Here is a 19,314-nt window from a genome sequence, read left to right as displayed (position 1 = left end):
GGACACTGAGAAGTGCGTGACAATTTCTTCGGTCAAGGAGAACCCGTGGACAACGACGTACTTCGACAGGCACCTCTCTTCTCGGGCCTCGACGACGAAGCCGCCGAGTCGCTCGGCTCTCAGATGTCGTCGGCACGCCTGCGTCGCGGCGAGGTGCTCTTCCACGAAGGCGACGAGGGCGACCGGCTCTACATCGTCACCGACGGCAAGATCAAGCTCGGGCGCAGCTCGGCGGACGGCCGCGAGAACCTCCTCGCGATCCTCGGCCCCGGGCAGATGTTCGGAGAGCTCTCCCTGTTCGACCCGGGTCCGCGCTCGGCGACGGCGACCGCGGTGACCGACTCCGAGCTCACCAGCCTGAGCCACGACGAGCTCACCAAGTGGCTCAACGACCACCCCAACGTCGCCCGTGCCCTCCTCGGCCAGCTCGCCTCGCGTCTGCGCCGGACCAACGACGTCGTGGCAGACCTGGTGTTCTCCGACGTCCCGGGCCGTGTCGCCAAGGCGCTCATCGACCTCTCGCAGCGCTTCGGACGCAAGGCCGACGACGGCATCCACGTCCACCACGACCTCACGCAGGAGGAGCTCGCCCAGCTCGTCGGCGCCTCCCGCGAGACGGTCAACAAGGCGCTGGCCGACTTCGCGATGCGCGGATGGCTGCGGCTCGAGCCGCGCTCGGTCGTGATCATCGACCCCGAGCGGCTGTCGAAGCGCGCCCGCTGACCCCTGGCGCTCGCGGGTCACCCTCTTGCCGCTCGCGGGTCACTCTCTGCCGCTCGCGGGTCAGTCTCTGCGGTCCGCGGGTCACCCCTGTGGATAGCAGCAGCGAGCGACGGTGTGACCGCTGTTCGATGTGGCGATGCGCAACCTCATCAACGACGGGCTGCCGTTTCGTGGTCGTGACCATGCCGCCGCGGGCCTCGCGAGCGAGTCGGACCTCCGCCGATCGATCGCTCAGAAGCAGATCCGCGGCGTCTTCAAGTCGGTCTACGTGGATGCATGGGTGCCGGACACGAGACTGCTCCGCGTCCGAGCCACTCGCCTCGTCACCCCGCCGCACGCGATCCTCAGCGACTGCTTCGCGGCGTGGTTGTTCGGGGTCGACACCTTCCGGCCGAGCGAGCGCCACCTCCTGACACCGACCTTGGTGACGCCGCACGGTGTGGGCAGGGTCCGCGCCGACGGGGTGACGTGCCGACAGGCGTTCCTTGCCGATCCCGACGTCACCGAGGTCGACGGCATCCGTGTGACCAGCCCGCTACGGACCACGTCCGATCTTCTTCGGCGGCAACGACGGCCGTACGCCCTCGCCTCCGCCGACGGGATGGCTCGCGCCGAGCTCGTCGACATCGAGCAGCTCGTGGACTACGTCGACGAGCTCAAGGGCTATCGCGGAGGCCCGCAGGCGCGCGAGCTCGCGCGCCTCGTCGATCCAGGCGCGGAGTCCCCCGGGGAGTCGTGGCAGCGGCTCCGCATGCTCGACGCCGGCTTCCCGCGCCCGCAGACGCAGATCCTCGTGACCGACGCGTGGGGCCGGGACAGGCGGTTCGACATGGGCTATCTGCACCTCCTCCTTGCCGCCGAGTACGACGGCCGCGAGTTCCACACGGGCGCGGACTCAGCTCGGCACGACGAGGAGCGCCGAACCTACTTCGAGCGCCGGTACGGGTGGCGGTTCGTGATCGGAACGCGGGAGACGATCTTCGGCACAGACCCCGCGTTCGAGCTCGCGATCGGAGAGCTGCTCGGGATCACTCCGCTCGCGCGCCGCTGGTAATGACCCGCGAGCGCAAGAGGGTGGCCCGCGAGCGCCAGACAGTGACCCGCGAGCGCCAGACAGTGACCCGCGAGCGCAAGAGGGTGACCCGCGAGCGAAAGGGGGTGTCAGGGGCGGGCGCGGAGATAGTCCAGCTGCGCCCGCACCGAGAGGGTCGCCGCGGGCCAGAGGACGGGGTCCACGTCCGCGTACACCGTACGGACGACGTCGTCGGCTGTCTCCGACCCGGCCTCCAGCGCTGCGCGGACCTGCTCGAGACGCTCCTCGCGGTGGGCACGGTATGCGTCGATCACCGCGCCGGCGTCCGGCAGGACGGGGCCGTGCCCCGGATAGAGCCGGACCGCACCGTCGACCGAGTCGACCGAGTCCACCGCCCGGCGCAGCGTCCACAGGGAGTCGAGATAGGGGCCCAGCGCCCCGTCGGGGTGGGCGACGACCGTCGTGCCGCGTCCGAGGACCGTGTCGCCCGACAGCAGTGCGGCATCGTCGCGCAGCAGGAACGACACGGAGTCGGTGGTGTGTCCAGGAGTGGCGACGACCTCGAGCCGTACACCGTCGACCTCGACGACCTCCCCGTCGACCAGCGGGTCGGCGGCCAGGCACAGCGTCGGGTCGATCGCACGTACCGGAGCCCCCGACAGGTCGGCGAACCGCGCCGCACCCTCGGTGTGGTCGTGGTGGCGGTGCGTCAGCAGCACGACACCGACCGGCGCGGCGACCTCCAGCACGCGGCGCAGGTGCGGCTCGTCCAGCTCGCCCGGGTCGATGACGACCGACCGCGTCTCCGCGGTCGCCTCCGGGGACCGCAGCACCCAGGTGTTGGTGCCGTCCAGCGTCATGTGCCCCGGGTTGTCCTCACGGACGCAGGTCGCCCACGCGCTCACGACTCCGCCGTCGAACCTCTCGCTCACGGCAGCTCCGTCTCCAGATAGAGGTCGCCGTCGACCTCCACGAGGCGCGGCAGCACCGGGACGATCCGACGGTGTGCCGCCACATCGAGGGCATCGGTCGCCGCCGACAGCTCCGACAGCTCGCGGCACGTGATGGCGGTCGGCGGCAGCATCGCCATGTCACCGGCGTCGACCGAGGCGAGGGCCGCGCCCAGCGGCATCCACGAGGCGTGGTCAGCCTCCCCGGTGAGGGTGCCGACCCGCTGCCCCTGCGGCATGACCGCGACGAAGAAGCGTGTGTCGAACCGCTTCGGCTCGAAGTCGGGGGTGATCCAGTGCGTCCAGGCAGCGAGCAGATCGGTCCGCAGGACCAGGGCGCGGCGCTCCAGGAAGTCGGAGAACGCCAGCGTGTGGGCCTCCAGCGCCTCGCGGTCGGCCTGCCAGTCGGCAGCGCTCGTGTCGTCCACGACCGTGTCCGCGTCGGGGCCCGCGAGCAGGACGCCCGCTTCCTCGTACGTCTCGCGCACCGCCGCGCACACCAGCGCACGCGCCAGCTCGGTCGAGCACCCGAGACGCTCGGCCCAGGCCTCCGGCTCCGGACCGGCCCAGGCCACATCGGTGTCGGAGTCGCGCGGGTCGACGCCGCCACCGGGGAACACGTACATCCCCGCGGCGAAGGACATCGACCGCTGCCGGCGCATGAGGTACGCCTCGACACCGTCAGCACCGTCGCGCAGCAGCACGACGGTGGCGGCGTCACGCGGCACCGCGGGGTCAGCAGACCCGCGGTGCGCGTGCTCGGCGATGGACGAGGGCAGCGGCACGCGCATCGTCATGCCGACAGCTCGACGACGAGCTCGACCTCCACCGGCGCGTCGAGGGGCAGGACAGAGACGCCGACGGCGCTGCGCGCATGCACGCCGGCGTCGCCGAACACGGCACCGAAGAGCTCGCTGGCACCGTTGGCCACGACCGGCTGGCCGATGAAGTCAGGCGTGCTCGCGACGAACACGACCGTCTTGACGACCCGCTTCACGCGCGACAGGTCGCCACCGGCCACGGCGGCGATCGCGGCCAGCGCGTTGAGCGCGCACTGCCGTGCGCAGTCGTACGCCTCGTCGGCCGTGACGTCGGCGCCGACCTTGCCGGTCGTCAGGAGGGAGCCGTCGCGCATCGGCAGCTGACCCGAAGTGTAGACGTAGGATCCCGTCACGACCGCAGGCACGTACGCCGCGAGCGGCGGGACGACCTCGGGCAGCCTCAGGCCCAGCTCGGCGAGACGCTCCTCGGGAGACGTCATCACGCGCCCTCGACCGGTCGCTTGAAGTAGGCCACGAGGTTCTCCGGGTTCATGCCCGGCACGATCTGCACGAGCTCCCAGCCGTCGCGACCGAAGTTGTCGAGGATGGCCTTCGTCGAGTGCACGAGGACGGGCGCTGTCATGTACTCCCACTGCGTCATGCGTCGACTGTATCCGTACCCGGCTTCGGGCCACCCTTTACGCTCGACACCGTGGCAGGCGAGAAGCGACTTCACGTCGTGACAGGCAAGGGCGGGACGGGCAAGAGCACCGTCGCCGCCGCTCTCGCGCTGGGTCTGGCGGCAGAGGGCAAGACCGTGCTGCTGTGCGAGGTCGAGGGTCGTCAGGGGATCGCGCAGCTCTTCGACGTGCCCCCGCTGCCGTACGAGGAGCGCCAGGTCGCCGCCACCGACGACGGCGCCGTGTACGCCCTCGCGATCGACGCCGAGTCGGCGCTCCTGGAGTACCTCGCGATGTTCTACCGGCTCGGCCGTGCCGGCAAGGCGCTCGACCGGTTCGGGGTCATCGACTTCGCGACCACCATCGCGCCCGGCGTCCGCGACGTGCTGCTCACCGGCAAGGTGTACGAGGCGGTCCGCCGTCGCGAGGACGACGACTCCTACACCTACGACGCGGTCGTGCTGGACGCTCCGCCGACCGGGCGGATCACGCGCTTCCTCAACGTGAACGAGGAGGTCGCAGGGCTCGCCAAGGCCGGCCCCGTCCGACGGCAGGCCGACTCGATCATGACGATGATGCGGTCCCGCCGCACAGCCGTGCATCTCGTCACGCTGCTGGAGGAGATGCCGGTGCAGGAGACGATGGACGCGATCAACGAGCTCACGGACGCAGGCCTCGGGGCCGGGCACGTCGTCGTCAACCAGGTGCTGCCCTCCCCGCTGTCCGACGCGGCTGCCGAGCGGATCGCCTCCGGTGCGCTGACGTCCACGGCGGTGGCGAAGAGCCTGGCCCGCGTCGACGTGGAGGTCGAGCCACAGGCCGCCGAGGCCCTCCTCAGCGAAGGCCGTGAGCACGTCGCCCGTCAGCGGCTGCAGGCCCACCAGCGGGCGGTGCTGCTGGAGGCCGGCAGCCCTGTGGTGGAGCTCCCGCACCTCGAGGACGGGGTCGACCTCGGCGGCCTCTACGCACTGGGGCGGCGCCTGGTCGAAGGAGGTGTCCGGTGAGTCCGAGCACGTCGAGGGGAGGCTCGCGTACGGGTGCCCGCACCGCCTCGCGGTCCCGTCCCGCGGCCCGCAGCCGGACACTCGATGCCGGACGCGGCCCCGCATCGGCGACCGCGCTCGACATGGACGCGATCATCGACGACCCGACGATCGAGATCGTGGTGTGCTGCGGCTCGGGCGGGGTGGGCAAGACGACGACGTCGGCCGCTCTCGCCCTCCGCGCCGCCGAGCGCGGTCGCCGCGTCTGCGTGCTCACCATCGATCCCGCACGACGGCTCGCACAGTCGCTCGGCCTGACCGCGCTCGACAACGTTCCTCGCCCCGTCACGGGCGCCGGTGCCCAGGGCGGATCGCTCGACGCCATGATGCTGGACATGAAGCGGACCTTCGACGAGGTCGTCGAAGCCCACGCGTCGCCGGAGAAGGCGCAGCAGATCCTCGCGAACCCCTTCTATGCGGCGCTGTCGAGCTCGTTCGCGGGCACGCAGGAGTACATGGCGATGGAGAAGCTCGGCCAGCTCCACGCCGAGGCAGTGGCCCAGCGCGAGGAGACCGACGCCGCCGAGGGCGACCGGCGCCGCTGGGACCTGATCGTCGTCGACACCCCGCCGTCACGATCTGCGCTCGACTTCCTCGACGCCCCGGAGCGGCTGTCGTCGCTGCTCGACGGCCGGCTGATCCGTCTCCTGCTGGCCCCCGCGCGTGGTCCCGCCCGCATCTTCTCGGCGGGGTTCGGGATGGTGACGTCAGCGCTCAACAAGGTCCTCGGCGCGCAGGTCCTCACCGACGTGCAGACCTTCGTCGCCGCCTTCGACACGCTCTTCGGCGGGTTCCGTCAGCGCGCGGAGGCGACGTACGCGCTCCTCCAGGACCGTGGCACCGCCTTCCTCGTCGTGGCGTCGCCCGAGCCGGACGCGATGCGCGAGGCGTCCTACTTCGTCGAGCGCCTCAGCCAGGAGGACATGCCGCTGGCCGGTCTGATCGTGAACCGCATGACGGTGCCGCTCTTCTCGCTCGACGGCGACGACCCCCACGCCGCCGCGCGGCGGCTCGACGGTCGCTCACGGCCGACGGTCGACGACAAGGTGGTCGCCGGGCTGCTGGCGGTGCACGCACGCGGCGAGCGGGTGGCGGCACGCGAGCGGCGCGTGGTCACGGGATTCGCTGCGGCGCACCCGCGCGTGCCCCGCGTGGAGGTCGCCGGTCTCGCGACCGACGTCCACGACGTGGAGGGGCTGACGACGATCGGCGAGCTGCTCGCGGGTCGCCGCCTCTCGGCGACGGACCAGGACGACGCAGACGCGGCCCAGGCGGACTGAGCCAGACGGACCAGACCCGGAGGGGCCGGCGTCAGACGGCGACGGCCGGGCCGGCCGGCTTGCTGGCGCGGGCGGCCTCGAGAAGCGTGCGCCACGACGTCACGTTGGGACGACGGCGCAGCAGGGCGCGGCGCTCACGCTCGGTCATGCCACCCCAGATCCCCCACTCGATGTCGTTGTCGAGGGCCTCGGCGAGACACTCGAGCTTGACCGGACACGACCGGCACATCTGCTTGGCGCGGTTCTGCTCGGCGCCCCGGACGAACAGCGCGTCCTGCGACTCCTTGCACGCTGCCACCGTGGCCCAAGACTCGTTCCAGCTCATGATCCGACACCTTCCCCGAGAGGATCACCGAGAAGTAGTTCTGTGGTGATACACACAGGCTCGCAGTGTCGCAGGCCACATAACAGACACCCCGGGATGGTTTGCCATAGTCCTTTCGGGCCATTAGTTGGTGACTGACCTGGGCTCCCGTAACCTAGGCCCATGAATCTGGGCCCCAGTCGACACGGCGACGAAGGCGTGGGGGCGGCTCGTGTGATCGGCTCCATGGCGCTTCTCAGCCTCTTTGCCGGAGTACTCGTCGCCGGACTTGCGATCCCTGTCGCCGCGTTCGTCGGGGTGACCTCCAACAGCATGGCGCGCGGCTTCGAGGAGCTGCCGCTGGAGCTGCGCGAGACCCCCATCCCGCAGCGCTCGAAGGTCCTCGCGGCCGACGGGTCCCTCCTCACCTACTTCTACTCCCAGAACCGGCAGGACATCCCGCTGTCGAAGATCGCGCCGGTGATGCAGCAGGCCGTGGTCTCCATCGAGGACGCGCGGTTCTTCGAGCACGGTGCCCTCGACTTCAAGGGCACGCTGCGCGCGCTGGTCAACAACGCCACCGACGGCCAGACCCAGGGCGGCTCGTCCCTGACCCAGCAGCTGGTCAAGAACATCCTGGTGCAGCAGGCCACGACGCCGGAGGAGCGTCGCGCCGCCACCGAGGTGTCGCCGGCCCGCAAGGTCCGTGAGCTCAAGTACGCGATGTCGTACGAGGAGAAGCACAGCAAGCAGCAGATCCTCGAGAACTACCTCAACATCTCCTACTTCGGTGACGGCGCGTACGGCGTGAGCGCCGCCGCCAAGCACTACTTCTCGGTCGACGCCGCCGACCTCAGCCTGACTCAGGCGGCGACGCTCGCCGGACTGGTCAAGAACCCGGTCGAGTACGACCCGGTGACCTACCCCGAGAACGCCCTGCGTCGGCGCAACATCGTGCTGTCGGCGATGGAGGCCCAGGGGCTCCTGACGCGTTCCGTCGTCCAGAAGGCCATCGCGCAGCCGCTCGGGCTCAAGATCACCCGCTTCTCCAACGGTTGCGTGAGCACCAAGGCGCCGTTCTTCTGCGACTACGTCCGTCGCTATCTCCTCCAGGACGAGTCGCTGGGCAAGAACGAGGACGAGCGCGTGCACACGCTCGAGACCGGCGGTCTCGTGATCAAAACGACGCTCGAGCCCAAGTTCCAGCGCGCGGCCGACGAGTCGGTCCAGAAGCGTGTCGCCCCGACCGACGACGCGATCGGCGCGCAGGCGCTGGTGGTCCCCGGGACCGGGGCGGTGCGTGCGCTCGCGCAGTCACGCCCGATGGGCAACAACAAGAAGGCCGGCGAGACCTACATCAACTACACGGTCCCCAAGTCGCTCGGTGGCGCGAACGGCTTCCAGGCCGGGTCGACGTTCAAGGCGTTCACTGCCGCGGCGGCTCTCGACAAGGGCTACCCGCCCAGCACGTTCTTCAACTCGCCCCAGTCGATGAACATCAGCGGGTTCTCGCAGTGCGACAAAGAGGGCGCCGGCTCGTGGAAGGTCAGCAACTCGACCGGTGCCGGCGGGTTCGACATGACCCGCGGACTTCGTCAGTCGATTAACACCTACTTCGCGCAGCTCGAGCGTCTGGTCGGGCTCTGCGCGACGACCAAGATGGCCGCCAAGATGGGCATCCCGGTGCCTGACGTCAACGACACCTACCCGTCGTTTACCCTCGGCGTCATCGACGTCAGCGCCCTCGACATGTCGGCGGCGTACGCGACGTTCCCCGCTCGCGGCAAGTACTGCGAGCCGATGCCCGTCACGCTGATCACGAACAACAAGGGCACGACCATCAAGGACTACCAGCCCACCTGCCGGCGGGTCCTGTCGACCGCGGCGGCCGACTCGATGAACCAGATCCTGCGCGGCGTCCAGGAGGGTGGCTTCGGCAACGCCCTCCAGCTCAACAAGCCGTCCGCTGCCAAGACCGGCACCACGCAGGACAACAAGGCCGTCTGGTACATGGGCTACACCCCCAAGCTGGTGACGTCGTCCATGATCGCGGGCGCAAACCGTGACGGTCACTGGAAGACGCTCGCCAACCAGCAGCTCAACGGTGAGTACATCTCCTTCAGCGCCGTCGGTGGCTCCTCGCTCGCCGGCCCGATGTGGGCCGACACCATGCGCGCGATCCAGGACGACCTGCCGTACGCCAACTTCGAGTCGCCGGGCAGCCTCGGCGCAGCGCCCTCGGACACCCCGCGGGCCCCGGCCAAGCCCGACAAGAAGGACAAGAAGGGCGACCGTGGCGGCGGCGGTGGCGGCGGCGACGACCGCCCGGGGCGCGGCAACGGCGGCGGCGGAGGCCGCGGGAACGACGACTGACCAAGCGCGACGAGCGGCGGCCGGCTCCTCAGCCGGCCGCCGTTCGCGCGCTCAGGCGCCCAGCTGCCTCCGGACCTCCGCGGCCAGCGCGGCGCCGTCGACCCGGCCCTCCGTACGGGGCTTGAGCAGCCCCATCACCTTGCCCATGCCCCGCATGCCCTCGCCCGCGACGCCGGCCTCGGTGATCGCCTCGGAGACGAGGGCGGTCACCTCGTCGGCGCCGAGCGGCTCGGGCAGGTAGTCGGCGAGGATCGCGGCCTCGTCCTGCTCCTTCTGCGCCAGCTCGGGCCGGTTCCCCGACTCGTACGCCTCGGCGGCCTCTCGCCGCTTCTTCGACTCCGACGTGATCACGGACTGGACCTCGGCGTCGGAGAGCTCCTTGGCCTGCTTGCCGGCGGTCTCGGCCCGACTGATGGCCGACAGCACCATGCGCAGTGTCGACGCCCGGAGCGAGTCACGCTCCTTCATCGCCGCGGTCAGGTCGGTGCGCAGTCGGTCCTTGAGATCGCTCATGAGGTCATCATCGCTCAGGGCTTCACACCCCGGCACGCCGATTCCCCAGCCGTCCCTGTGGCACGCTTGCAGGCGTGCATCCCCTGACGAAGACCCTCCTGGCCACGACCGCCGCGGGCACGGGCGCGCTGGCGTACGCGTCCCTCTACGAGCGCAACGCCTTCGTGGTCCGCGAGATCGACCTGCCCGTCCTGCCAGCCGAGGCGCGTCCGCTCACGGTGCTCCAGATCTCCGACGTCCACATGACCCCAGGACAGTCGCGCAAGCAGCGGTGGCTGCGCAGCCTGGTCGAGTACGAGCCCGACCTCGTCGTCAACACCGGCGACAACCTCGCACACCTCGAGGCGCTGCCCGCCGTCCTCCAGGCCTACAACGACCTGCTCGGTGTCCCAGGAGTGTTCGTCTTCGGCTCCAACGACTACTACTCGCCGACGCTCAAGAACCCGGCGGGCTATCTCATGGGGCCGTCAGGCGTACGCCGCCGCACCGCCGACCTCCCGTACGAGGAGATGCGGACCGCCTTCAGCGAGGCCGGTTGGATCGACCTCAACAACGCGACCGGCAAGCTCGACGTCCGCGGGCTCTCGCTGTCGTTCGCGGGGCTCGACGACCCCCACGTCGACCGTGACGACCTCGAGGCGATCCCGACGACGGCCGACCCGTCGGCGGACCTCGCGATCGCCGTCGTCCACGCCCCGTACCTGCGGGCCATCGACGCGTTCAACGTCCAGGGATACCCGCTGATCCTCGCCGGGCACACCCACGGCGGCCAGCTCCGTGTGCCCGGCTTCGGCGCGCTCGTGACCAACTGCGACATCGACCGTCGGCGTGCCCGCGGCCTCCACCAGCACCGGACCGCAGGCCACGACTCCTCGTGGCTCCACGTCTCGGCCGGCTGCGGCACATCGCCGTACGCGCCCGTCCGCTTCGCGTGCCGACCCGAGGCGACGGTGCTCCGGATGCGTCCGGTAGACTCTCCGAGGAACTGAGCGCGGGCCCACTCGCGGAGAGGTTCTGCTCGTACCACGTACGAGGAGCCACGGGGTGTGGCGCAGCTTGGTAGCGCGCGTCGTTCGGGACGACGAGGCCGCAGGTTCAAATCCTGTCACCCCGACAGCATGAGCCCCAGATCCCCGCCGGATCTGGGGTTTCGTCGTCTCCCGGCCCGCTGGCCGGGAGATGCGCACGTCCAGGGCACCGACGATGGTGGAGAGGTCGCTGACCGCGCCACCAGACGGAGACTCCCATGGCCGTGTCGTACTCCGAGGACCACCCAGACTTCGCCAACGCCGACCGGGGATTCGTCGGAACGATCTCGCCGGCGACGATCACCTCCGCCACCGGGACGGTCGTCTTCGACGCCGACGCGCTGGCGTTCGTGTCCGGAAGCGCTCCGGAGGAGGTCCACCCGAGCCTGTGGCGCCAGGCGAAGCTGACGTCGCGCCACGGCCTGTACGAGGTCGCGCCCGGGTTCTACCAGGTCCGCGGGTTCGACATCTCGAACATGACGCTGGTCGAGGGAACCTCGGGCGTCATCGTCATCGACCCGCTCGTGAGTGCCGAGACCGCCGCCGCTGCGCTCGCCCTCTATCGCGAGCACCGAGGTGACCGCCCGGTCAGCGCGGTGATCTACACGCATGCGCACATCGACCACTTCGGGGGCGTGCTCGGCGTCGTCGACGCGTCCACCGACGTGCCGATCCTCGCGCCGGAGCACTTCCTCGAGCACGCGGTGTCGGAGAACGTGTACGCCGGCGTGGCCATGCTGCGGCGTGGCTACTACTACGACGGACACCCGCTCGACGCCTCGGTGACCGGGGCCGTCGGCATCGGTCTCGGCCCGCGCACCTCGGCGGGGACGGTCGGGCTCCTTCCGCCGACGGTCGACATCACGCACACCGGCCAGGAGGAGACCCTCGACGGTGTGCGGATCGTCTTCCAGCTGACGCCGGGGACGGAGTCGCCGGCAGAGATGAACTTCTCCTTCCCCGACGAGCGGGTGCTCTGCATGGCGGAGAACGCGTGCCACACGATGCACAACCTGCTCACGCTGCGCGGCGCCCAGGTCCGCGACTCGCGAATCTGGTCGCGCTACCTCGCGGAGTCGATCGAGCTGTTCGCACACGACTCCGACGTGGTGTTCTCGTCGCACCACTGGCCGACGTGGGGGACCGACGAGGTCATCGCCTTCCTGACCGAGCAGCGGGACCTCTACGCGTACATGCACGACCAGACGCTGCGCCTCATGAACCAGGGCTACGTCGGCAGCGAGATCGCCGAGATGCTCGACCTTCCCGACTCCCTGGCACAGCGGTGGAGCACGCGCGGCTACTACGGGTCGCTGAGCCACAACGTCAAGGCGGTCTTCCAGCGCTACCTCGGGTGGTACGACGGCAACCCCGCCCACCTGTGGGAGCACACGCCGGAGAACCGGGCCGACCGCTACGTCGAGCTCCTCGGCGGTGTCGACGCCGTGGTGCAGGCGGTCCGACGCTACGCCGACGCGGGAGACCTCCGCTTCGCTGCCGAGCTGGGCAGTCACGCCGTGTTCGCCGATCCGGACAACCCGCAGGCCCGCGAGGCGTTGGCGGAGGTCCTCGAGTCGCTCGGTCTCGGTGCCGAGAACGCGACGTGGCGCAACTGCTTCCTCACCGGCGCGCACGAGCTCCGTGGAGGTAGTCCGACCGCCTCCTTCACCGCCGCGGGGATGGTGAGCGCGTTGACGACCACCCAGCTGTTCGACACCATCGCCATCCGGCTCGACGGGGCGAAGGCCGCGGGCGTGACCGGAAGCATCGCGTGGCACTTCACCGACTCGGGCGAGGCGTACCGGATGGAGCTCTCGAACGGTGCGCTCGTCCACTTCCCGACCACGCGCGGCGACGCCGCGGACCTGACCCTCCGCCTCACCCGTCCGCAGCTGCTCGGCCTGCTGGGGTCGGGCACGCTCGACGGCATCGATGTGGACGGTGATACGTCGGTGCTCACCACGATCGTCGGGCTGACCGACGAGCCCGACCCGAGGTTCGCCGTCGTCGAGCCGTGACACGCGTGGGAGGCCGTGCTCCACGCCGTCTAGGGTGTCGCCATGTTCACACCGCAGGTGACGCACGAGGTCCTCTGGGAGCCCGCGCCCGACGCACGCCGTACGACGCGCATCGGCGCCTTCATGGACTGGGCCGAGTCCCACGGAGGTCCGCCGCTCGCCGACGCCCGCGCCCTGCACGCCTGGTCGGTCGACGACCAGGACGCGTTCTGGCGTTCGATCTGGACGTACTTCGCGGTCCCCGGGACGGTCGACGGCGCGGAGAGTGACCCGGCCGTCGCGCTCGTGCCCGCCGCCGACGGCGCGCCGCCGGTGCCTGGCCGTACGTGGTTCCCCGGCGTCGCGCTGAACTACGCCGAGGCCATGCTGCAGATGCCCGGACGGGCCGACGACGATGTCGTCGTGGTCGCACGGTCGCAGTCGCGCGACGACGTGACGTACACGGCGGCCGAGCTGAGAGACGCGGTCGCTCGGGCACGAGCGGGCCTCGTACGCCTCGGGATCACCCGCGGCGACAGGGTGGTGGCGTACGCCCCCAACGTGCCCGAGACGCTCGTCCTGCTGCTCGCCGCAGCGAGCCTCGGCGCGATCTTCTCGTCCTGCGCACCCGAGTTCGGGACGCGGAGCGTGATCGACCGCTGGGGGCAGATCGAACCGACCGTGATGCTCGCGGTCGACGGCTACCGCTACGGCACGAAGGCGGTCGACCGGTGCGACGAGGTCGCCGCGATCCGGGCGGCGCTGCCGTCGTTGCGCGCGACGGTGTGGCTGCCGTACCTCGACCCGGAGGCGGCGGCACCCGCCGACTCCGTGACGTGGGCGGACCTGGTGGCGGAGCCGGCCGAGCTCGCGTTCGACCGCGTGCCGTTCGACCACCCGCTCTATCTGCTGTTCTCGTCCGGCACCACCGGGCTACCCAAGCCGATCGTCCACGGCCACGGCGGCATCACCGTCGAGCACACGAAGTCCGTGGCGCTCGAGCTCGGTCTCGGCCCGGACGACGTCTTCTTCTGGTTCTCCACCACCGGCTGGATGATGTGGAACCTGCTCGTCTCGGGGCTGCTGTCGGGCGCGACCGTCGTGATGTACGACGGCAACCTCGCGCACCCCGACCTCGGGTCGTTGTGGCGGATGAGCGACGAGCTCGGCATCACCTACTTCGGGACGAGCGCGCCGTTCCTGCTCCAGTGCCGCAAGGAGGGGCTGGTGCCGAAGGACGTCGCCGACCTGTCGCGGCTGCGCGGTGTCGGGTCGACGGGCGCGCCGCTGCCGGTCGAGGGGTTTCGGTGGGTGTACGAGGCGGTCGGGGACGACGTCCACCTCGGCTCGCTCTCCGGCGGCACGGACGTGTGCACCGGGTTCGTGGGCGCCAACCCGATGCTCCCCGTGTACGCCGGTGAGATCTCCGGGCCGAACCTCGGCGTCGCCATCGCCGCGTACGACATCGACGGCCGTCCGGTTGTCGACGAGCTCGGGGAGCTCGTGATCACCGAGCCGATGCCGTCCATGCCCCTCGGGTTCTGGGGTGACGACGACGGGTCGCGCTACCACGCCGCGTACTTCGAGGACTTCCCCGGCGTCTGGCGTCACGGTGACTGGATCACGATCCGCGCCGACGGCTCGTGCACGATCACGGGGCGCAGCGACGCGACCCTCAACCGCGGCGGGGTGCGCCTCGGTACGGCCGAGTTCTACTCCGTGGTCGAGGGCTTGGACGAGGTCACCGACAGTCTCGTCGTACACCTGGAGGACGCCGAGGGTGGTGCCGGGGAGCTGCTGCTCTTCGTCGTACTGGCCGAGGGATTGGAGCTGGACGAGGCGATGCAGCGCACCATCGCCGGCGCCCTGCGTTCGCAGCTGTCGCCGCGGCACGTGCCGGACGTGATCCACCAGGTGCCCGGGGTGCCGCGCACGCTGTCGGGCAAGAAGCTCGAGGTGCCGGTGAAGAAGATCCTGCGCGGGACGGCGATCGACGACGCGGCCGCCCGCGGTGCCCTGCAGAACCCGGAGACCCTCGAGGCGTACGAAGGCCTGCGCGGCGAAGCCTGACCCCGCCCCTTCCCTTCCGCTCGCGGGTCACTCTCTGGCGCCCGCGGGTCAGTCCCTGGTGCTCGCGGGTCAGTCCCTGGCGCCCGCGGGTCAGTCCCTGGCGCCCGCGGGTCGATCCCTGGCGGTCGCGGGTCAGTCCCGGTGACCCGCGAGCGCACGACGGTGACCCGCGAGCGCACGACGGTGACCCGGGAACACCCGACGGTGACCCGCGAGCGCATGAGAGTGACCCGCGAGCGGAAGAAGGTGACCCGCGAGCGGAGGACGAGGCGGTCAGTCGGGGAGGGTCGGCATCGCGAGGCCTTCGCCGCGCCGTACGAGCGAGCCCCGCAGGACCGCCGACGAGCCGTACCGCTCCCGCACGTCGTCGAGCGCCAGATCGAGCGTCGCCGTGTCGGGGTCCCCGAACGGCAGCTCGAGCTGGACGCCCGTGTCGGCATCGAACCCGCTCACGGCCACGCCGACCAGCGTGCACCCACGCTCGGCGATCATCGGCGCAGCCACGTCGAGCAGCGACCGCGCCACGAGCAGCACCCGCTCGGTCCGCGCGGTCGGTCGAGGAAGCGTGTGCGAGCGGGTCGCGCGCGTGAAGTCGTCGAAGCGAAGCCGCAACGTGACCGTCCGCCCCTCTCGCTCCGCCTTGCGCATCCGTCGCGCTACGCGGTCGACGAGACCCGCGAGCGCCGCGTCGATGTCGGACATGGACTTCGGCCGCCGTCCCAGCGCACGCTGCGCCCCGACTGATCGTCGTCGTCTCCCTGTCTCGACGGGACGCGGGTCCTGCCCGTTGGCGAGGGCGTGCAGATGGTACGCCGCCGCCCGACCGACGTACGCCGACAGCGCGTGCGGCGGCACTGCCGCGAGCTCTCCGATCCGCTCGATGCCGCGGGCCCGCAGCTTCGCGCCGGTCTTGGCCCCGACCCCCCACATCCGCTCGACCGGCAGCGGATGCAGGAACGCCTGCTCACCGTCGACCGGCACGACGAGCAAGCCGTCGGGCTTGGCGTGGGCGCTGGCGATCTTGGCGAGGAACTTGGTGCGCGCGACTCCGACCGTGATCGGCAGCCCGACCTCGTCGCGGACCCGTGCGCGCAGCCGAGCCCCGATCGACTCCGGTGACCCGACGAGCCGCGCCAGCCCACCGACCTCGAGGAACGCCTCGTCGATCGAGATCGGGTCGACCAGCGGGGTGGTGTCGCGGAACAGCTCGAAGACGGCCTTGCTGGCGGCCGAGTACGCCTCGAAGCGTGGCGACGCCACGATCGCGCCCGGGCACAGGGACTTGGCCTCGACGATGCCCATCGGTGTCCGCACGCCGTACGCCTTGGCCTCGTAGCTCGCGGCGACCACCACACCCCCGCCGACGAGGACCGGCCGGCCGCGGAGGGAAGGGTCGTCGCGCTGCTCGACCGACGCGAAGAACGAGTCGAGGTCGGCGTGGAGGATGGTGGCGTCGCCGTTCACCGCCCTCCCACCACAGCATCGATCGAACGCATGTTCGTATCCTACGCCGCCAACTCGGACAACACCTCAGCGTCCGTTCACCCCGTGTCCACCTCGTTCTCGCCCGCGCTCCATCGGTCCGGACGACGCTCGCAGCATGAACGAGCAGATCACCACGATGCGCCGCCCGCGCGTGGTCGCCCACCGGGGCGCCCACGCCGTCGCGCCGGAGAACACGCTCGCCGCTGTCGCCGCAGCAGTGGCGATCGGCGTCGACGCGGTCGAGATCGACGTCCAGTCCACCCGGGACGGCACGCCCGTCGTCGTCCACGACCCGACGCTCGCGCGCACCACCGACGTCGCTCGGCGCCACCCCGGTCGCGCCCACGACCCCGTCTGGACCTTCACCGACGACGAGGTACGGCGCCTCGACGCCGGCTCCGGGCGTGGTGCCGCGTTCGCAGGAGAGCCGGTCCCGACGCTGGAGCAGATGCTCGACGCGCTCCGCGCCACCGGCGTCGCGCTCCTCGTCGAGATCAAGAACCCCGAGACGCAACCCCGGCTCGTCGGCGCGGTCGCGGAGGTCCTGCGCTGCTTCTCGCCCGGGGTGTCGGTGACGGCGCAGAGCTTCCACGCACCAGCGCTCCGGGAGTTCGGGCGTCTGCTTCCGGAGGTCCCGCGCGGTCTCCTGGTCCACTCCACGCCCCGTCAGCCCAGGCTCGAGGCCTGGGCTGACGCGGTCAACCCCTGGCACGGAGCGGTCACCTCGGCGTACGTCCGTCGTGCCCAGCTCGCGGGGCTCGAGACCAACGTCTGGACGGCCAACGCGCCGGCGGCGATCCTGCGGGCGGCCGATGCCGGGGTCGAGGGCATCATCACCGACCGTCCGCAGCGGGCACTGGACCTGCTCCGTACGCGGGTCGACGCGTCAGCGTCGGTGTGAGGCACAGGCACCCGATCAGGAGCCCGGAAGCTCCTTGCGCTCCTGCTTGCGCGCCTTGCGCTCGAGCTTCGCGCGTTCCTTCTCGATGTATTTCTCCCGGCTCGCCGTCGTCTCGATGGAGTCGGCGAACGCGATCACCGCGACGATGATCGGCCACGGGAAGTGAGGGTCGAACCCGCCGCCGGCGAGGCTGATCGCCAGCCAGATGCCGGTGCAGATCAGGGTGATCGTCACGGCCTCGACCCACGAGTCACGACGCTTGCGCTCGTACGCCTTCACCGCGGCACGCTGGAGGTCCGGGCTGTCGCCGCGCCGCACCGGTGGTGCCGCCGCTCCGCTGGTGGGAACGAGGTCCTGCATCAGCGGGAGGAAGTCACCGTACGTACGCGCCCGGACTGCCTCGTCCGCACGCTCGTCGTACTCCTCACGGGTGAGCCGTCCGTCGGAGAAGGCCTCGCCGAGGACGTCGGTCAGGACGGCACGGTCGACGTCACCGGTGCGCAAGGTCGAGACCGCAGGGTCACGCGGATCCCGGGAGAAGCGGGTCCAGGGATCACCGGTGGGACTGATCTCGCTCACGTGCCTGATCGTTCCACATCGCCGGGCCGCGGTGCGCCCACAGTCGGAAGGACGAACCGGTGGGCCTCGAATGCCGGCCCGTCGTCGCCGAACCAGCGGGCCGCGTACGGCCCGAGAGGGGTCCAGCCCCGGCCGGCGTAGAGCGTCCGCGCCGCCTCGTTGTGCGCGACGACCTCGAGGGCCAGCGGTCGCCCTGCCTCCCGGGCGTACGACTCCACGGCGTCCAGCAGCGAGCGAGCAGCGCCGGTGCCTCTCGCGGCGGGGGCGACGAAGAACCGGGCGAGCGTCAGCGCCTCGGCCCGAGCGACCCCGAGCGCCTCGGCCGCGACCGGGTCGGCGCCGGACTGCAGGGCCGCCTGACCGACCACCGCTCCGTCGAGCTCGGCCACCCAGGCAGGGCCGTCGGGCTCGAGGATCCACCCGGCCTCGACGTGCGCTCCGACGATGGGATAGCGGTCGTGCTCGTGCACGACCGCCAGCACCGCCACGAGCGCGTCGACGTCCCTGGGGTCGCGAGGCCGGACGACGACCGGCACGTCAGCGTGCCGCGATCAGCTCAGCGATCTGGATGGTGTTGAGCGCCGCACCCTTGCGCAGGTTGTCGTTGCTGACGAAGAGCACGAGACCGCGCTCGCCGTCGACGCTGGAGTCCTGGCGGATCCGTCCGACGAGGCTCGGGTCGGCACCGGCTGCCTGCAGCGGTGTCGGCACGTCGACGAGCTGAACCCCAGGCGCCTCGGCGAGAAGTGCCCGCGCACGGTCGGGGGTGATCGCGTCGGCGAACTCCACGTTGAGCGACAGGGAGTGCCCGGTGAAGACCGGCACGCGCACGCACGTGCCGGACACGCGCAGGTCGGGGAGGCCGAGGATCTTGCGCGACTCGTTGCGCAGCTTCTGCTCCTCGTCTGTCTCCTCGCTGCCGTCGTCCACGACCGAGCCGGCCATCGGCAGCACGTTGAACGCGATCGGAGCGACGTACTTCTGCGGCTCGGGGAAGTCCAGCGCCGAGCCGTCGTAGGTCAGCGCGCGAGCACCGGCGACGACCTTCTCGGCCTGCGTCGCGAGCTCCTCGACGCCACCGAGCCCTGAGCCTGACACGGCCTGGTAGGTGCTGGCCACGAGGCGCACCAGTCCCGCCTCGTCGTGCAGCGGCTTCAGCACCGGCATCGCGGCCATCGTGGTGCAGTTGGGGTTGGCGATGATGCCCTTGACCGCCTGGTCGATGGCCTCCGGGTTGACCTCGGAGACGACCAGCGGCACCTCGGGGTCCTTGCGCCAGGCCGACGAGTTGTCGATGACCGTCACCCCGGCCGCGGCGAAGCGCGGGGCCTGGACCCGCGACATGGTGGCACCGGCCGAGAACACGGCCACATCGAGGCCCGTCGGGTCGGCGGTCGCGGTGTCCTCGACGACGACGTCGCGTCCGGCGAAGGACAGCGTCGTGCCCGCCGAGCGCGCCGAGGCGAAGAAGCGGATCTCGTCGATCGGGAACGCGCGCTCCTGGAGCAGCGTGCGCATCACGCCGCCGACCTGGCCGGTCGCGCCGACGACGCCGATCTTCAGTCCGTGGGCCATGGTGGTGTGCTCCTCGTGC

At 70.8% G+C, this 19,314-nt stretch carries 19 protein-coding genes and 1 tRNA gene; 10 read left to right on the top strand and 10 right to left on the bottom strand.

Annotation, left to right across the window (positions count from 1 at the left end; all coding sequences use genetic code 11):
• Positions 1 to 45: 45 nt before the first annotated feature.
• Together KV100_RS11220 and KV100_RS11215 are read left to right on the top strand one after the other, a co-directional pair.
• A complete protein-coding gene (locus KV100_RS11220) occupies positions 46 to 723 on the top strand; it encodes a Crp/Fnr family transcriptional regulator (RefSeq protein ID WP_301022906.1) in 678 nt (225 codons plus the stop codon).
• A gap of 136 nt (positions 724 to 859) precedes the next feature.
• Positions 860 to 1,777: a hypothetical protein gene (locus KV100_RS11215; RefSeq protein ID WP_220343141.1), complete on the top strand. Its 918-nt coding sequence runs from the start codon at positions 860 to 862 to the stop codon at positions 1,775 to 1,777.
• Between the two features lie 107 nt (positions 1,778 to 1,884).
• Here the strand turns inward: KV100_RS11215 and KV100_RS11210 are convergent, their stop codons facing one another.
• The 4 genes from KV100_RS11210 to KV100_RS11195 are packed head-to-tail and all read right to left on the bottom strand — an operon-like array spanning position 1,885 to position 4,128.
• Positions 1,885 to 2,688, bottom strand: coding sequence for an MBL fold metallo-hydrolase (locus KV100_RS11210; protein ID WP_308289463.1), 804 nt, complete (start codon positions 2,686 to 2,688; stop codon positions 1,885 to 1,887).
• Positions 2,685 to 3,503: an NUDIX domain-containing protein gene (locus tag KV100_RS11205; RefSeq protein WP_220343140.1), complete on the bottom strand. Its 819-nt coding sequence runs from the start codon at positions 3,501 to 3,503 to the stop codon at positions 2,685 to 2,687. Before KV100_RS11205 ends, KV100_RS11210 begins: the two co-directional genes overlap by 4 nt.
• Positions 3,500 to 3,967, bottom strand: a complete 468-nt coding sequence (locus KV100_RS11200; RefSeq protein ID WP_220343139.1) for a RidA family protein — start codon at positions 3,965 to 3,967, stop codon at positions 3,500 to 3,502. Before KV100_RS11200 ends, KV100_RS11205 begins: the two co-directional genes overlap by 4 nt.
• Positions 3,967 to 4,128, bottom strand: a complete 162-nt coding sequence (locus tag KV100_RS11195) for a DUF4177 domain-containing protein (protein ID WP_220343138.1) — start codon at positions 4,126 to 4,128, stop codon at positions 3,967 to 3,969. Before KV100_RS11195 ends, KV100_RS11200 begins: the two co-directional genes overlap by 1 nt.
• Positions 4,129 to 4,179: 51 nt before the next feature.
• Between KV100_RS11195 and KV100_RS11190 the strand changes: the two genes are divergently transcribed.
• Together KV100_RS11190 and KV100_RS11185 are read left to right on the top strand one after the other, a co-directional pair.
• Positions 4,180 to 5,151, top strand: coding sequence for an ArsA-related P-loop ATPase (locus KV100_RS11190; protein ID WP_220343137.1), 972 nt, complete (start codon positions 4,180 to 4,182; stop codon positions 5,149 to 5,151).
• A gap of 122 nt (positions 5,152 to 5,273) precedes the next feature.
• Positions 5,274 to 6,470 carry an ArsA-related P-loop ATPase gene (locus tag KV100_RS11185; protein ID WP_220343716.1) on the top strand — a complete coding sequence of 399 codons (1,197 nt, stop codon included), beginning with the start codon at positions 5,274 to 5,276 and terminating at the stop codon, positions 6,468 to 6,470.
• A 31-nt stretch (positions 6,471 to 6,501) separates the two neighbouring features.
• Here KV100_RS11185 and KV100_RS11180 read toward each other — a convergent pair whose 3' ends face one another.
• Positions 6,502 to 6,795, bottom strand: coding sequence for a WhiB family transcriptional regulator (locus KV100_RS11180; protein ID WP_220343136.1), 294 nt, complete (start codon positions 6,793 to 6,795; stop codon positions 6,502 to 6,504).
• Positions 6,796 to 7,020: 225 nt separating this feature from the next.
• On the opposite strand from KV100_RS11180, the gene KV100_RS11175 reads away from it, so the two are divergent.
• Positions 7,021 to 9,147, top strand: coding sequence for a transglycosylase domain-containing protein (locus tag KV100_RS11175; RefSeq protein ID WP_220343135.1), 2,127 nt, complete (start codon positions 7,021 to 7,023; stop codon positions 9,145 to 9,147).
• Between the two features lie 51 nt (positions 9,148 to 9,198).
• On the opposite strand, the gene KV100_RS11170 is transcribed toward KV100_RS11175, so the two are convergent.
• On the bottom strand, positions 9,199 to 9,660 hold the full coding sequence (locus KV100_RS11170; protein WP_220343134.1) for a GatB/YqeY domain-containing protein: 462 nt from the start codon (positions 9,658 to 9,660) through the stop codon (positions 9,199 to 9,201).
• A 74-nt stretch (positions 9,661 to 9,734) separates the two neighbouring features.
• Between KV100_RS11170 and KV100_RS11165 the strand changes: the two genes are divergently transcribed.
• The 4 genes from KV100_RS11165 to KV100_RS11150 all read left to right on the top strand — a co-directional run bounded on the left by KV100_RS11165 (position 9,735) and on the right by KV100_RS11150 (position 14,755).
• Positions 9,735 to 10,649, top strand: a complete 915-nt coding sequence (locus KV100_RS11165; RefSeq protein WP_220343133.1) for a metallophosphoesterase — start codon at positions 9,735 to 9,737, stop codon at positions 10,647 to 10,649.
• Positions 10,650 to 10,700: 51 nt separating this feature from the next.
• Positions 10,701 to 10,774: transfer RNA gene (locus KV100_RS11160), tRNA-Pro, on the top strand.
• A gap of 132 nt (positions 10,775 to 10,906) precedes the next feature.
• Positions 10,907 to 12,706, top strand: coding sequence for an alkyl/aryl-sulfatase (locus KV100_RS11155; RefSeq protein ID WP_220343132.1), 1,800 nt, complete (start codon positions 10,907 to 10,909; stop codon positions 12,704 to 12,706).
• A gap of 42 nt (positions 12,707 to 12,748) precedes the next feature.
• Positions 12,749 to 14,755, top strand: a complete 2,007-nt coding sequence (locus tag KV100_RS11150; protein WP_220343131.1) for an acetoacetate--CoA ligase — start codon at positions 12,749 to 12,751, stop codon at positions 14,753 to 14,755.
• Positions 14,756 to 15,028: 273 nt separating this feature from the next.
• Here KV100_RS11150 and dinB read toward each other — a convergent pair whose 3' ends face one another.
• On the bottom strand, positions 15,029 to 16,219 hold the full coding sequence (gene dinB, locus KV100_RS11145) for a DNA polymerase IV (RefSeq protein WP_220343130.1): 1,191 nt from the start codon (positions 16,217 to 16,219) through the stop codon (positions 15,029 to 15,031).
• A 136-nt stretch (positions 16,220 to 16,355) separates the two neighbouring features.
• On the opposite strand from dinB, the gene KV100_RS11140 reads away from it, so the two are divergent.
• Positions 16,356 to 17,141, top strand: coding sequence for a glycerophosphodiester phosphodiesterase family protein (locus KV100_RS11140; RefSeq protein ID WP_220343129.1), 786 nt, complete (start codon positions 16,356 to 16,358; stop codon positions 17,139 to 17,141).
• 15 nt (positions 17,142 to 17,156) lie between these two features.
• Here KV100_RS11140 and KV100_RS11135 read toward each other — a convergent pair whose 3' ends face one another.
• Genes KV100_RS11135 through KV100_RS11125 form a run of 3 tightly spaced genes read right to left on the bottom strand, consistent with a single transcriptional unit; the run spans position 17,157 to position 19,295 of the window.
• On the bottom strand, positions 17,157 to 17,720 hold the full coding sequence (locus KV100_RS11135) for a DUF1707 domain-containing protein (RefSeq protein ID WP_220343128.1): 564 nt from the start codon (positions 17,718 to 17,720) through the stop codon (positions 17,157 to 17,159).
• Positions 17,717 to 18,256 (bottom strand): GNAT family N-acetyltransferase, encoded by a 540-nt coding sequence (locus tag KV100_RS11130; protein WP_220343127.1) that lies wholly within the window; start codon positions 18,254 to 18,256, stop codon positions 17,717 to 17,719. The genes KV100_RS11135 and KV100_RS11130 overlap by 4 nt, the downstream gene beginning before the upstream one ends.
• Position 18,257: 1 nt before the next feature.
• Positions 18,258 to 19,295 carry an aspartate-semialdehyde dehydrogenase gene (locus KV100_RS11125; RefSeq protein WP_220343126.1) on the bottom strand — a complete coding sequence of 346 codons (1,038 nt, stop codon included), beginning with the start codon at positions 19,293 to 19,295 and terminating at the stop codon, positions 18,258 to 18,260.
• Positions 19,296 to 19,314: the final 19 nt, after the last annotated feature.

The sequence above is a fragment of the Mumia sp. zg.B21 genome (genome assembly GCF_019550855.1).
Lineage (GTDB): Bacteria > Actinomycetota > Actinomycetes > Propionibacteriales > Nocardioidaceae > Mumia.
Note: the sequence above shows the minus strand (reverse complement) of the source record. Positions and strands in the feature narration are given on the sequence as shown.